General features: G+C 62.2%; 13 protein-coding genes and 1 tRNA gene. 8 read left to right on the forward strand and 6 right to left on the reverse strand.

Annotated features, from left to right (window positions below):
* Positions 1-135 precede the first annotated feature (135 nt).
* Together AC070A_RS04285 and AC070A_RS04290 are read left to right on the forward strand one after the other, a co-directional pair.
* Complete coding sequence (locus AC070A_RS04285) at positions 136-1116, forward strand: LysR family transcriptional regulator (RefSeq protein WP_057249116.1); 981 nt, start codon at positions 136-138, stop codon at positions 1114-1116.
* Between the two features lie 74 nt (positions 1117-1190).
* Positions 1191-1640 carry a hypothetical protein gene (locus AC070A_RS04290; protein ID WP_093234920.1) on the forward strand — a complete coding sequence of 150 codons (450 nt, stop codon included), beginning with the start codon at positions 1191-1193 and terminating at the stop codon, positions 1638-1640.
* A 3-nt stretch (positions 1641-1643) separates the two neighbouring features.
* Here AC070A_RS04290 and AC070A_RS04295 read toward each other — a convergent pair whose 3' ends face one another.
* Positions 1644-1898 (reverse strand): hypothetical protein, encoded by a 255-nt coding sequence (locus AC070A_RS04295; RefSeq protein ID WP_057249114.1) that lies wholly within the window; start codon positions 1896-1898, stop codon positions 1644-1646.
* Positions 1899-2235: 337 nt separating this feature from the next.
* Here AC070A_RS04295 and iolG point away from each other — a divergent pair, with 337 nt between their 5' ends.
* Positions 2236-3228, forward strand: coding sequence for an inositol 2-dehydrogenase (iolG, locus tag AC070A_RS04300; protein WP_057249113.1), 993 nt, complete (start codon positions 2236-2238; stop codon positions 3226-3228).
* A 101-nt stretch (positions 3229-3329) separates the two neighbouring features.
* On the opposite strand, the gene AC070A_RS04305 is transcribed toward iolG, so the two are convergent.
* Positions 3330-5690, reverse strand: coding sequence for a bifunctional diguanylate cyclase/phosphodiesterase (locus AC070A_RS04305; RefSeq protein ID WP_113479265.1), 2361 nt, complete (start codon positions 5688-5690; stop codon positions 3330-3332).
* A gap of 129 nt (positions 5691-5819) precedes the next feature.
* On the reverse strand, positions 5820-7034 hold the full coding sequence (locus AC070A_RS04310) for an ROK family transcriptional regulator (protein WP_057249111.1): 1215 nt from the start codon (positions 7032-7034) through the stop codon (positions 5820-5822).
* A 347-nt stretch (positions 7035-7381) separates the two neighbouring features.
* Here AC070A_RS04310 and xylF point away from each other — a divergent pair, with 347 nt between their 5' ends.
* From xylF to AC070A_RS04335, 5 genes are all read left to right on the forward strand, one after another.
* Positions 7382-8419 carry a D-xylose ABC transporter substrate-binding protein gene (gene xylF, locus AC070A_RS04315; RefSeq protein WP_057249110.1) on the forward strand — a complete coding sequence of 346 codons (1038 nt, stop codon included), beginning with the start codon at positions 7382-7384 and terminating at the stop codon, positions 8417-8419.
* A 227-nt stretch (positions 8420-8646) separates the two neighbouring features.
* Positions 8647-9972, forward strand: a complete 1326-nt coding sequence (locus AC070A_RS04320) for a sugar ABC transporter permease (protein WP_113479266.1) — start codon at positions 8647-8649, stop codon at positions 9970-9972.
* A gap of 12 nt (positions 9973-9984) precedes the next feature.
* Positions 9985-10770 carry an ATP-binding cassette domain-containing protein gene (locus tag AC070A_RS04325; protein ID WP_034793927.1) on the forward strand — a complete coding sequence of 262 codons (786 nt, stop codon included), beginning with the start codon at positions 9985-9987 and terminating at the stop codon, positions 10768-10770.
* A gap of 195 nt (positions 10771-10965) precedes the next feature.
* Positions 10966-11042 (forward strand) — tRNA-Arg (locus AC070A_RS04330).
* A 417-nt stretch (positions 11043-11459) separates the two neighbouring features.
* Entirely contained in the window at positions 11460-12155 is a 696-nt protein-coding gene (locus tag AC070A_RS04335) for an alpha/beta fold hydrolase (RefSeq protein ID WP_058326424.1), read from the forward strand.
* 86 nt (positions 12156-12241) lie between these two features.
* Here AC070A_RS04335 and AC070A_RS04340 read toward each other — a convergent pair whose 3' ends face one another.
* The 3 genes from AC070A_RS04340 to AC070A_RS04350 all read right to left on the reverse strand — a co-directional run bounded on the left by AC070A_RS04340 (position 12242) and on the right by AC070A_RS04350 (position 14451).
* Positions 12242-12796 carry an OmpA family protein gene (locus tag AC070A_RS04340; RefSeq protein ID WP_057249108.1) on the reverse strand — a complete coding sequence of 185 codons (555 nt, stop codon included), beginning with the start codon at positions 12794-12796 and terminating at the stop codon, positions 12242-12244.
* Positions 12793-13470 (reverse strand): L,D-transpeptidase, encoded by a 678-nt coding sequence (locus AC070A_RS04345; RefSeq protein ID WP_057249107.1) that lies wholly within the window; start codon positions 13468-13470, stop codon positions 12793-12795. The genes AC070A_RS04340 and AC070A_RS04345 overlap by 4 nt, the downstream gene beginning before the upstream one ends.
* A 510-nt stretch (positions 13471-13980) precedes the next feature.
* Complete coding sequence (locus AC070A_RS04350) at positions 13981-14451, reverse strand: hypothetical protein (RefSeq protein WP_306341285.1); 471 nt, start codon at positions 14449-14451, stop codon at positions 13981-13983.
* Positions 14452-14460 lie beyond the last annotated feature (9 nt).

Raw genomic sequence — 14460 nt, forward strand, 5'->3', positions numbered from 1 at the left:
AGCAAAAACTGGAATCAAAACATATAACTGTCAAATACAATATTACTTTGAACGCATACCAAAATTGTTATAGCACGTGCGAACAGTGTGATTTTTGAAAATATTTGAAAACCAAAAAAACCACAGGGGTTGGAAATGCGCGACCAGAAGGCAAGCGCCACCGGGACGGCCGGCGAACTCTTCGATTCAGCACTCTTTCGCTCCGGCTTGAAGATCAGCCACCTCCGGCTGATTCTTGCAATTGACGACCACAGGCGCATCAGCGCCGCCGCGGAAGCCCTCGGGATTTCGCAGCCGGCAGCCTCGCGTATGCTGTCGGAAATCGAGACGATGCTGAAGGCGCCGGTCTGCGAACGCATTGCCCGTGGCGTCGAACTGACGCCTTACGGCGAAGCGCTGGCACGGCGGGCGCGCACGATCTTTCTGGAGCTTCGAGAAGCCTCGCGCGAGATCAACGAGCTCAAGACGGGCAGCGGCGGCTCGGTCTCTCTGGGTTCCGTCACGGGCCCGGCGCTCAATCTCGCCGTCCCCGCCATTCGCCAGGTGATCACCGCCTATCCCGGCATCGAGATCAACGTCCAGATCGAAAACAGCAACGTGCTGGCAAGGGAGTTGCTTGCCGCGCGCCACGATTTCATCATCGGGCGCATCCCCGACGACCAGCCGCCGCGGCTCTTCAACATGGTGGAGATCGGGTTTGAAGAAGTCTGCCTGATCGTGCGCGACGGCCATCCGCTGCTCGACAAACCCGTGGTCGGCGCCGAGGACCTGCCCTCCTATGACTGGGTGTTCCAGCCGCCGGGCACGCTGCTAAGGCGCGCCGTCGAGGATAGTTTCGTGGCGGCCGGCGTGAGATTGCCGGCGACCGTCATCAACACCTCTTCGATCATTCTGACGCTGTCGATCGTGCGCCACACCAATGCGATCGCGCCGGTGGCGCTCGACGTCGCCAACCTGATTGCCGGCAACGGCACACCGGCCGGTGAGATCCGCATCCTCAAGACCGAGATCCCGATCCGCATCAAGCCCTATGGGCTGATCACCGCCGAGGGACGCGCACTGCCGCCGAGTGCCAAGCTGCTCTACGATCTCATCCTGAAGCAGGGCCGTGCGTGATCAGCCCGGCATGATCAAGTGATCAGCCCGGGATAACCTCCGGCTGTCATGGTTTCCTTCCAATTGGAGGCGTCATGTTCGGAATGTCGGTGTTTCAGTCGGTGCTCGAACGGCTGAAAACGGAAGAGGAAAGCGAGTTCGATGAAGAGGTCGAGGCCAGACTGGCGACGCCGCGCGCGCCGATCTTCGCCGGCGCGTTCGCTGTCGAAAGCGCTGGCCTGGCGTCTTTTGGCGCGGTCGAACGCGCCTATCTCGATGCGGCTTTCGTCGAGCCGCCTGCCCCGCCCGTCATGCCCGACTATCTCGATCGCACCAGCCTTGCCGAGGTTGCTGCGGAGCTGGCGCTTGCCGACGGCGAAACACAAATGACGCTCGCGGCAAAGCGGCGTGCCTTCGCCGCCCTGAACCATCCGGACCGCCTGCCGGCCGCCTTCCGCGCCAATGCGACCGTGCGCATGAAACTCGCCAACATGCTGATCGACGAAGCCTCGCAGCAGATACGCGCAATCAACCCGGCGGCGTGATCGTCAGCCCGCGGCGCCATCCCCGTCGCTCTTGCCCTGCTCTTCGTCCGCGGCTTTATCCACGCTCTTCTCGCTCGGCTTATAGAAGACCAGCAGCGCTGCCGAGGCATAGGCCGTCATGGCCAGGAAGATCATGCCCCACATCGCCTGTTCGCCCAGGAACTCGACCACCGTCCAGACGGCGCAGAAGGCCACGATCAGCAGGCGGACCCATAGCGGGCGGTAAAAGGGGTGGTCCGGGTCGATGAACTTGAGCATTCTGTCCTCTGGTGGCCTTATCATGTGCGCCCCATTTACGGGATGTTCATTGAAGACAGCAAGTCCAGCGGTCCTCACGCCCCTTGACGGACGCAACTAAAATGGAATAAAAATTCCGAAATGACCCGCGTCGGCTACTTCATTCCAAATGAATGGACGGGCCGACTGGGTGCGGAGGTACCAAGGGAGAGGCGCCGGCGCAGCGTTCCAACACGCGATTTTTCGTGGCAATTCTCCGATCGATTCGCGGAATCAATGTTCCGCGGCGCCTTTGCGCGATGAGCGCCGATCATCACGCCCCTTCCCGGTCGCGAGCCGGAATTCGAGAGAAACTGAGATGACAGTCAGATTTGGTCTTCTGGGCGCCGGACGCATCGGCAAGGTTCACGCGAAAGCCGTCAGCGGCAATCCGGATGCCGTGCTCGTCGCCGTTGCCGACGCCTTCCCTGCCGCCGCCGAAACCATCGCCAAGCAATATGGCTGCGATGTGCGCACCATCGAGGCGATCGAAAAGGCTGACGACATCGACGCCGTCGTCATCTGCACCCCGACCGACACCCACGCCGACCTGATCGAGCGTTTCGCGCGCGCCGGCAAGGCGATCTTCTGCGAAAAGCCTGTCGATCTGGATGCCGAGCGCGTCAAGGCCTGCCTCAAGGTTGTCAACGAGACCAAGGCCAAGCTGATGGTCGGCTTCAACCGCCGCTTCGACCCGCATTTCATGGCCGTCAAAAAGGCGATCGACGCCGGCAAGATCGGCGACGTGGAAATGGTGACCATCACCTCGCGCGATCCGGGCGCCCCGCCGGTCGATTACATCAAGCGTTCGGGCGGTATCTTCCGCGACATGACGATCCATGACTTCGACATGGCCCGCTTCCTGCTCGGCGAGGAGCCGGTCTCCGTGACGGCAACCGCCGCCGTTCTCGTCGACAAGGCGATCGGCGAAGCCGGCGACTATGACAGCGTCTCGGTCATCCTGCAGACGGCTTCCGGCAAGCAGGCGATCATCTCCAACTCCCGCCGCGCCACCTATGGCTACGACCAGCGCATCGAGGTGCACGGCTCGAAGGGCGTCGTCTCGGCTGAAAACCAGCGTCCGGTCTCGATCGAGATCGCCAATGGCGAAGGCTACACCCGCCCGCCGCTGCACGACTTCTTCATGACCCGCTACACTGAAGCCTATGCCAACGAGATCGAGAGCTTCATCGCCGCGATCGAAAAGGGTGCGGAAATCACGCCGTCGGGCAAGGATGGTCTCGCCGCACTGGCGCTCGCCGACGCCGCCGTGAAGTCGGTTGTCGAGAAGCGTCAGATCAGCGTCGCCTAAGGCTACGGCCGCCGGTAACACATCAAATGGAAAGGCCGGGCGCCACACGCCCGGCTTTTTTCATGCCACCACTCTGGCAAACCGGCATCCGCGCAGGTGCCTCAGCCCTCGGCGCACACCGGCATCTTCTCCCATCGCGGCGCTTCCCGGCCGGTGCTGGGCGCAGCGCCCGGTCGGCCGGAGAGATAGCCTTGGATCTGCAGGCAGCCCTCCTCCGCCAGGATCTGCCTCTGCCGTTCGGTTTCGACGCCTTCGGTCACGACCGCGAGCCTGAGGCTGTGGCCGAGCGCGATGATGGCGCGGACGATCGCCTGTGCGGAAGGGTCCTTTTCGAGGGCAGCGGTGAAGCTGCAATCAATCTTCAGCTTGTCGAAGGGGAAAGTCTGCAGGTTGCTCAGCGAAGAATGTCCGGTGCCGAAGTCGTCCATGACGATCCGGACGCCGAGGACGCGCAGGCGAACCAGCACCGCCAGCACATCCTCGCGATTGTGCATCAGCGCCGCCTCGGTGATTTCGAGCTCCAGCCGCCAGGGATCAAGGCCAGTCCGACGCAATATGCTCGCGACCTGATCGAAGAGATTGGGCAGAAGGAACTGGACCGGCGAGATATTGACGGAAATCGGCAGCGGCTCGTTCCATTTTGCCGCTTCCGTGCAGGCCTGTTCCAGCACCCACTCGCCGATCTGGATGATCGAGCCGCTTTCCTCCGCGATCGGGATGAACACGTCAGGGCCGATCAGCCCGCGCTGCGGATGGTTCCAGCGCAGCAATGCCTCGTAGCCGATGATCCTGTCGCTCTGGACTTCGACCAGCGGCTGGTATTCTAGAAAGAACTGGCGGCGAAGCACCGCATGGCGCAGGTCGTTCTCGATCTGCCGGCGGGTGCGAACCGCCTCATCCATTCCCCGGTCGAAGAAGCAGGCGATGCCCTTGCCGCTCTGCTTGGCGCGGTAGAGTGCCGTGTCGGCATTGTTGCGCAACTGATCTGCCGTCTGCCCGTCGACCGGATAGAGCGCAGCACCAATGCTGACGCCGACGGCGGTCGGATCGCGATTGGTATCCATTTCCGCGGCAAACAGCGCCAGGATGCGGTCCGTCAATTGGCGCGCCGCCGCCGGCCGCTTGCCGCCCACGTGGATGATTGCGAACTCGTCACCGCCGAGCCGGGCGACCGTGTCGTGCTCTCCGGCAGCCTGGCGCAGGATATCGGCAACCTTCTTCAGGATGCGGTCGCCTTCGCCGTGGCCGAAGATATCGTTGACTGCCTTGAAGCGGTCGAGGTCGAGGCAGAGGATTGCCAACTCTTCGCCCCGCGCAGAGGCCGCCGCCAGCGTCTGGGCCAGCCTGCGGTCGAAGAAGGCGCGGTTCGGCAAATCGGTGAGCGCATCATGATTGGCCAGATGCTCGATCGTGCGCTCGGCTTCCTTCCGTGCCCTCAAGTCGCGCACGAAGATCACTTCGCATTCGCGGCCACGATACTCGATCGTCCGGCACATGAATTCCACCGGAATGGTGCGCCCATCGGCGTTGAGAAGATCGATCTCGCCGGGACCATCCCCGCGCCTGTGTCCCTCGAGCCCTTCCTCGCCGAAGACGAAGATCTCCGACGGGCGGCGCCCGGACAGATCGGAAAACGTCCGACCGGTGAGGCCGGAGAAGCGCTCGTTGGCTTCGACGATGACGCCATCGAAAACGATCGCCATGCCTTCGAGCGAGGCGTTGGCGAGCCCTCTGAGATCGGTCAGCTGCCGATCGACGAAGAGGGCGCCGAAGGCGAGCACGATCAATGTCGTGGAGGCTGCGATGACCCCGCCGGCGAGCCAGGCGGGATGAATGGTGCCGGCGACAGCCACAGTGGCCTCCGGCATGAGCGTCACGCCGCTCATCGACGTGAAGTGCATGGTGCAGATTGCCAGCACCAGCAGCAAGGAGGAGACGACCAGCCGCCGCATGCTGCGCAAGGCATGAAAAGCATGAAGCGCGGCACCCGCCAGCAGCGTTCCCACGACGAGCGCCGAAACAGTCGCTTGCGGATCGTAGCTTATGTGCCCGTGGATCTCGATCGCCTGCATGCCGGTGAAATGCATCGCCGCGACGCCGGCGCCAAGCACGAAGCCACCGCAGGACATCGAGAGACGTGAACCACCACCGAGGCCGATTGCAAAGGCGACCCACGACGCGGCTATGGCGACGACCACCGACAGAGCGGTGCCCCAGAGGCCGTAAGCAACCGGCACACCACCATCATAGGCCAGCATGGCGATGAAATGCGTCGACCAGACACCGACACCGCAGGCAAAACCGCTGGCCGCGATCCAGAGGCTGCGCTGGCTACCTTCGCTTCGCCGGGCGCGCAGCAGCAGCAACATCGTTGCGACACTGCCCGCCAGGCAGACGATCGCGGCGGCCACGATAAGGCGCCAGTCATGGTCATCACGTATGCATGCAATCACTGAAAACATGAGTGTCTCCCGCGTCACAGCCACATTGACAAGGAGTCGCTAAATAACTGTAAATTGCATTACTAGAGGTGCTCACCTTCGATACAACCCCAAAAAAGGTTGCGTCAGGCGATGCACTTCAACCGTGCATCAGGAAACGCCGGTGGCGGTAATATCGGCGTCGATCGCGCCCAGCGCCCGCTCCAGATGTCCCTCGAAGACGAGGCGTTGCTCGTCGGGCGCGACCGATATTTCGGGAGCGCCCTGAAGGCGGACCTGCATGGACTGGGCAAGTCCTTCTTCGATCCCCGGCAGCATGAGATCGAAGTATCGGATGCCGGGCCCGGTGACGTGGACAGGCATGCGCTCGTAGAGGCTCAGCATGCGCGAGATGCCGTTGCCGAGCGCAATGCCCGCCTGGCGGAACGCGTAGCCGGCCATGCGATGTCCCTGCCGCGCGCTGGCCGCGATCTTGTCGAGCTCGGCGACGGGAACGAACTTGGCGGGGATGGTATCCGCCGGCACCTCGAAGGCGGCACGCAGAATCCCATAGAAACCGGCTGCCGCCTCGATGCAGCCATAGGCGCCGCAACGGCAGAGGCCCGCTGACGGCGCGTGCAGCATGTGGCCGAAATTCGGCGCGCTGACATCCATCTCGCCGCTCTGGCTCTTGCGGGCAACGCCAAGGCCGATGCTGTGGCCGAGAGAGATCGCCGCAAGCGCCCTGAACCCACCTTCCGGTTTGCGTTCGGCTTGTGCTGCAAGCGCCTGCGCGACCAGCAGAGTCTCATTGCTGAGCATGACTTTCGCGCGCCATTGCGGCGCAAGCAGTGCAGCGAAATCCAGCTCTTCCCGACCGAAGACCGGCGACCACAAAAGCCGCGCCGTGTCGCTGTCGACCAGCCCCTTGCTGCTGATCGAAACGGCGAGCACGCGATCCCGCTCCAGCCTTGAGCGCTGCAGCAGACGTTCGAGCGCGTCCACGAATGCGCGAGCGAAAGGGATCGTGCCGCGCTCGTCGTGGTTTCGCGATTCGTCGAAGCGGTCGAGAAGCGTGCCGCCGTAATCGATCAGCGAATATTGCACGATGTCGGAGGAGATCCTGACGACCACGAGATGGCCGTAGTCGCGCCGCGGCGTGAAGAGGACACGCGGCCGCCCTCGCCCACCCTGCACCTGGTGCTCGGCCTTGGCGAGCACCCCCGCCTTTTCCAACTCCGCCGTGATCGCGGAAACGGTCGCCGAGGCAAGCCCCGTATCAGCAGAAATTTCCGTATGGGAGAGATTGCCGGCGCGCCTGAGCGCCGCAAGGACCAGCGCGCTGTTTTGCTGACGCACGAGCTCAGTGCTGGACTTGGTCAGCATGAGACGTCCCTGTCAGTGGCGGATCCTTCGAACACATGCCCCTCCCAAAGCATCTGTTGAACGGCAAGACAAGGCGCCGGACGCCTTGTCGACAGCCTTGTGGCACGGATTTTATCGGCGGCCGAGAAACAACGGACGCGACCGCTCGCTAAGCACCTTGTTGATGCCGCAACCACCGCATTCACGCCGTGTTGACAGCCTCAAAAATCCATGACATTCATTTTCTCGACTGTCGAGAAAATAATTCCGCACGGTGTAGCGGCACGATCTACGACAGCGTTCCAAGGCTGGCGGAGGATGGTGCGGGAGGTTCGCACGCTCGGCTGGCCCTCACTCGGGAGGATGAAATGAAATCCGTTTTGAAGCTGATGGCAGGTGTTGCCGTCATCGTTTCCCTGCATTCCGTGGCCCAGGCAAAAGACCTGGTCGTCGGCGTTTCCTGGTCCAACTTCCAGGAAGAGCGCTGGAAAACCGACGAAGCCGCGATCAAGGCCGCACTCGAAGCCTCCGGCGACAAGTACATCTCCGCTGACGCACAGTCGTCGGCCGCCAAGCAGCTGACCGACATCGAGTCGCTGATCGCCCAGGGCGCCAATGCACTGATCGTGCTTGCCCAGGACAGCGACGCCATCGGCCCGGCAATCGAAAAGGCCGCTGCCGAAGGCATCCCGGTCGTCGGCTACGACCGCCTGATCGAAAACCCGGCCGCCTTCTACATCACCTTCGACAACAAGGAAGTCGGCCGCATGCAGGCCCGCGAAGTGTTCAAGGTGAAGCCGGAAGGCAACTACGTCTTCATCAAGGGTTCTTCGGCTGACCCGAACGCCGACTTCCTCTTCTCCGGACAGATGGAAGTGCTGAAGGAAGCCGTCGATGCCGGCAAGATCAAGAATGTCGGCGAAGCCTACACGGATGGCTGGAAGCCTGAAAACGCCCAGAAGAACATGGAGCAGTTCCTGACCGCCAACGACAACAAGGTCGATGCGGTCGTCGCCTCCAACGACGGCACCGCCGGCGGCGCCATCGCAGCCCTCGATGCGCAGGGCCTCGCAGGCTCGGTTCCGGTCTCCGGCCAGGACGCCGACAAGGCGGCGCTGAACCGCGTTGCCTTGGGCACGCAGACCGTTTCGGTCTGGAAGGATAGCCGTGAACTCGGCAAGCGCGCCGCAGAAGTCGCCGTCGAACTTGCCGGCGGCAAGAAGATGGAAGAAGTCGCCGGCGTCACCACCTTCAACGGCGGACCGAAGGGTGTGGCCATGCAGTCGGTCTTCCTCGCACCGCTGCCGATCACCAAGGACAACCTGAACGTCGTGATCGACGCAGGCTGGATCTCCAAGGAAGAAGCCTGCCAGGGCGTCAAGGGCGACGTCGCAGCTTGCAAATAAACCGCATCAGCAGAACTGAGCGCTGACTTCAGACAAGCGCCGCAACGCAACCCGTTGCGGCGCTTGCGCAAGGTGCGTGCCGGGCGGACAATGCCAGATGCACAACCAGCGCAGCTCAACGAAAACGCTCGATCTCTGCCGTCGCACCGGACTTGTCGCGTCGATCCCGGCTCTTGGTGCCACCTGACGCGACGACATCAACACAAAAAGTGGGGGAAGGCACGTCCATGGCCGACATCACACAAGGCAATACGCAGGGCGCACAAGCAAACCGCGCCCGCACAGCGGACGAAAACCCGGTGAAGCGCTTCTTCCGCGCCACCGAAATCGACACCCGGCTGCTCGGCATGGTCGGCGCGCTCGTCATCATCTGGATCGGCTTTCAGATCATGACCGGCGGCCTGTTCCTGACGCCGCGCAACCTGTGGAACCTGACGGTTCAGACGTCTTCCGTCGCCGTGATGGCGACCGGCATGGTGCTGATCATCGTCACCCGCAACATCGACCTCTCCGTCGGCTCCGTGCTGGGCTTCTGCGGTATGGTCATGGGCGTCATGCAGGTAAAATTCCTGCCGCAGTATCTCGGCCTCGAACATCCGGCCATCTGGATCATCACGCTGTTGAGCGGCATCGCCGTCGGTGCTGCCATCGGCGCGCTCCAGGGCTCGATCGTCGCCTTCCTCAACGTGCCCGCCTTCATCGTCACGCTCGGCGGCCTGCTCGTCTGGCGCGGCGCCACCTGGTTCGTGACCAGCGGCCAGACGGTTGCGCCGATGAACGCCACCTTCCGCCTGATGGGCGGCGGCACGGAAGGCTCGATCGGCGCAACGGCAAGCTGGATCGTCGGCATCCTCGCCTGCATTGCCATCGTCGCTGCCATCCTCAATTCGCGAAAGCAGCGCAAGCGCTTCCGCTTCCCGCTGCGCCCGGTCTGGGCGGAGTACTTCCTGGCGATCCTCGGCTGTATCCTGGTGCTGGGCGCAATCACCGTCGCCAACAGCTACTATTGGCCGACCAACATCGCCCGCAAATATGCCGACGCCAACGGCATTGCCTGGCCGGACGGCGGACTGCAGATCTCGCACGGCATCGCCATTCCGGTTCTCGTCGCCATCGCCGTCGGCATCGTCATGACCTTCATCGCCACGCGGCTGCGCTTCGGCCGCTACGTCTTCGCGCTCGGCGGCAACCCGGAAGCAGCCGAACTTGCCGGCATCAAGACGCGCTGGATCACCGTCAAGATCTTCACGCTGATGGGCATTCTGTGCGCCATTGCCGCGGCAATCTCGACCGCCCGCCTCAATGCGGCGACCAATGCGCAAGGGGAACTCGACGAGCTCTACACGATCGCCGCCGCGGTCATCGGCGGCACCTCGCTTGCCGGCGGCGTCGGCACGATCGCCGGCGCCATGATCGGCGCGCTCGTCATGCAATCACTACAGTCGGGCATGGTGCTCCTGGGGATCGACAGTCCGTTCCAGCGCATCGTCGTCGGCGTGGTTCTCGTCGTCGCCGTCTGGCTCGACACCATCTACCGCGCCCGCGCCAAGTAAGGAGTACGATCCATGAAAGACCAACGCACTCCGCTCGTGGAAATGAAGAACATTTCCATCTCCTTCGGCGGCATCCACGCGGTGGACAACGCCTCCGTCGATCTCTACCCCGGCGAGGTCGTGGCGCTGCTCGGCCACAACGGCGCCGGCAAGTCGACGCTGATCAAGATCCTCTCCGGCGCCTACAAGCGCGATGCCGGCGAGATCCTGATCAATGGCGAGGCTGCGGACATCAACAACCCGCGCGACGCCAAGAAATACGGTATCGAGACGATCTACCAGACGCTCGCCGTTGCCGACAATGTCGATGCCGCCGCCAATCTCTATCTCGGCCGCGAGCTGCGCACCCCTTGGGGCACGCTCGACGACGTGGCGATGGAGGCCAAGGCCCGCGAGGTCATGGGGCGTCTCAACCCCAACTTCCAGCGCTTCAAGGAACCAGTGAAGGCGCTCTCGGGCGGCCAGCGGCAATCGGTGGCGATCGCGCGGGCGATCCTCTTCGATGCCCGCATCCTGATCATGGACGAGCCGACGGCAGCGCTCGGGCCACAGGAAACCGCCCAGGTCGGTGACCTCATCAAGCAACTGAAGCGCGAAGGAATCGGCATCTTCCTGATCAGCCACGACATCCACGACGTCTTCGACCTCGCCGACCGTGTATCGGTGATGAAGAATGGCCAGGTCGTCGGCCAGGCCCGCACCGAGGACGTGACCAAGGACGAGGTGCTCGGCATGATCATCATGGGCAAGGTGCCGCCAAAGGCGATCCCCGGCCCCGGCGCCATGCAGGTAGCGTGAACCAATACTCGGCGGCGCGCCTCACGCCCGCCGCCGAGCACTTTTCGTCGACCGGCGGAAGCAGGGCAAGCAGTTGCATTTTCAGCAACAACCGCAAATTCCCCTGCGAACTCCGCCTTTTCACCATTGATGCGGCGCGCAAGCTAAGCTATGAACCGCTCACAGCCTACTTCGGCGGCCCTGCCGCCAACGGATGCACCCGTAGCTCAGCTGGATAGAGTGTTGGATTCCGATTCCAAAGGTCACAGGTTCGAATCCTGTCGGGTGCGCCATTTTTGCCGAATTTACGACTTCTCGCGATCGGCTACGCGCAGGCCATCTGACAAAATTCGTTGTCGCATGAAAGGCGATGTTCGGCGGCGAAGGGCGTTACTCTGCTCTTCCTGAGCGACTTTGAATTGCTGCATGTTTTTGTCCTTCAATCGGCTACGATTAAAGGAAACATGCAGTAGGCCCTTGAATAGAACAGGTGCTACAGCGACCTTTGCGCGTCAGTAAGACGCGTGGCGCTGTAGGGCCCGCCGCAGGCGAAAGACGCGCTTCGCCCGACATAGCAAGTTTGAAAAACACCGGCAGCGGCTTAAACTCGGCGACCGAGCTTCCAGCAGGAAGTTCGTCCGCCCTTTCCTGACCCGCCGGCCGAACATACGGATGTCGTTCGGGAAAGTTGCTTCCCCTGGAGGTGTGGCATGCCCAACAAACCCAGCATTGTCTTCGCACATGGCCTCTGGGCCGACGGATCCTGTTTCAGCAAGGTCATCGAACTGCTGGTTGCCGACGGCTACGAAGTGATCGCGACGCAAAACCACTTGAATACCGTCGCCGACGACGCCGCGGCAGTTCGCACGTCGCTGGGCCGTGTGCGCGGTCCGGTTGTTCTGGTCGGACATTCCTATGGAGGTACCGTCATCACCGCTTCGGGCACCGATGATCGCGTCAAGGCGCTCGTCTATATCTGCGCGCTGGCGCCGGAGAACGGTGAAACGACGGCGGCCGACCAGACAAAATTCCCCCAGGCCCCCGTCTTCCAGCATATCGAGGTGGCGGACGGCCGGCTGTTTCTTCGTCCTTCGGGGATCCCGGAATTCGCCGGCGATCTGCCTGAAGCAGAACAGAGGCTCGTCTGGGCCACGCAGATGGGGCCACTGGCAGACCTGTTCGATCAACCCGTTCCGGGTGCGGCGTGGAAAACAAAGCCGACATACTACATCGTCGGTACCGAAGACCGGACAGTTCAGCCCGACCTGCAACGCTTCCTCGCCAAGCGCATGAATGCAAAGGTGACGGAACTGGCCTCTAGCCACGTCCCGATGCTGTCTCAACCCCGCCGCGTCTACGAGGTGATCCGCGAGGCCGCCGACAGGGTGCAGCAATCGGCCGGATAATGTCTGCCTGCCGTTCCGTTCGATTGATACGCTCTGGACCAGTCAAGCGGGCGCCGTCGAATGACGGCGCTGTTGGCGACGTGCAATCAAATTGCGTCGCGTTCCGTGCGCAGATTGGAGACGACGCGGCGGTTCTGTACCTTGCAGGAGCGCTCCGTGCAGTCGCGCACCTCGCGGTCGTTTCCATACCCCTTGGCCCACATGCGGTTGGGGTCCACGCCCTTCGAGGCGAGATAGGCCATCGCTGCATCGGCGCGCTGCTGCGACAACGTCGCCATCTTCGATGCGGAGCCGCTGTCGTCGGAAAAGCCCTGCAGCTTGACGAGCCAGCGCGGGTTGCTGTTGAGCCAGATGGCCTGCTTGTCCAAGGTTGCCTTGGCGACGGGATCGAGCGTGGCCGAGTCCTGGGTGAAATAGGTCCGGCGGCCGACATTGAGGATGAAATCCTCTTCGCTGCCGGCCGAGACAGTCTCGAAGCCGGGCGCCGGATCGTCGGTTTTTCCGGTCATCGGCACCACGGTCGGTTCTTCGACCGCGGCAATCTCGGTGGTGTTGCAGGCGGTCAGCGTCAGCAGAATGGCCGCAGCAGAAAGCAGCCTCGTATATCCGGGCGTAGCGGGCATCGGGGTGGTATTCCTCATTCGACCTGGGTTGCGACCGGGGTTGCTTGGCTGACCTCGGGGGCCTTGTCGGCAATGTGCGGCAGGACTTGCACGGCGGTGCCGATGGGGCACCGCTGATAAAGATCGATCGCGTCCTCGTTGAACATGCGGATGCAGCCGCTGGAAGCATCCTTGCCGATGCTGCCCGGCTCCAGCGTACCGTGGAAGCGATAGCCGGTATCGACGCCATCACGAAGCAGGTACATGGCGCGCGGGCCAAGCGGGTTCTTCGGCGAGCCTCCCTCGACGAACTCAGGCAGTTCGGGGTGACGCTCGCGCATTTCCGGCGGCGGCGTCCAGCGCGGCCAGAGCGATTTGCGGTCGATCGTAGCGCGGCCATACCATTTGAAGCCCTCGCGCCCGACGCCGACGCCATAGCGGATAGCTGTCTTGTTCTCCATGATCAGGTAGAGAAAATGGTGCCGGGTATCGACGACGACCGTGCCGATCGGCTCGGTGCTGAAATACTTGACGACCTGACGCTGCCATTTCCTGTCGATCTTGGCGAAATTCGTGCTTCGGTAGGTCACGCCATTATCGACTGCGGGGTCGGAAAAATAGGACGCCGCGGCAGCGAAGGCCGGTTTCTGGGCTGCGCCTGCGCTAAGCAGCGCCAAACCACCAAGCATAATATCCCTGCGGGTGCATTCCATCGGCAATATCCCCCGAAAAGCCAAGCAGCGAGCCGCAGTAAATCAGATTTTTCATTTGCCACAACGGAAAATTATCAGGCACCGATTCTTTCAATGACTGTTTTGCAAGAAGCGTTTCGCCGATAGTTGCAGACTATCACGCGATTTTGCCTGCTCTGCAGGTCTAGGGGATAGGGTCTATCGCCGGATCGATCGTCCCCGTGAGCAACACCGGCAAGTGACGCTTGCGAAGCGCCATAATCGATTGGCTCTTCTCAGTAGTCGCAACAATGGCACATTGGTTATTGTCGAATTTCACAACATTGGGTGACGACAATTGGGCGAACATACCCTCGCGGCATCTTGGGAACCAAGGCAGCGGTTGTCGATCAGGTCACCTGCAACAGGCTCGTTGGCGAGCGCGGTCCTAAAGCCTGTCGCGCAAAAGTGCGCAGCGGTTTTGCGATAACGACACGCGAAATATCAAAAACTTAAAGCGCAAGGAGCGAATCTGAAAGATCGCGACGCGCTTTAGTTGGCCCTGATGTCCCGCGCCTGGCCCGATTCTCTCAGCTCTTCGACCGTCTTGCCGAGGCAGCTTCCGCCCTGTTCGGTGCCCACGGCCTTTGCCCCTCCGCCCAGGGTAATCGTCCCGGCGAAGTTGTCCGAGGCCAAGTAGGTCGCCGTGCCATCGGCCGTTACCTTCGACAGGTAAAAGGCATGCTGCGTGCCCTTGTATTCGCAGGCGACAGCGAACGGAAACTGATCGAACAGATTGCCCTCCGCGAGGGCAACGGATCCGAAAGCTGGAGCGCTGGCCGCAACCAGCAGCAGTGTCAGAGACTTGGACATATTCGTAGAGCGTATGCGCACCATCGATCCCCCCAACCCGGTATAGATAAGGTGTCCGTCGAAAAGGATGGTGACGCCAAGCCCCCGCTTTGACAAGCCCGACAGGCTGCATTCGAACTCGGCAATGTTCGACCGCAGGTGGGCTGTCATCTCCGACCC

This window comes from Ensifer sp. GW101-20A05, from assembly GCF_059424735.1.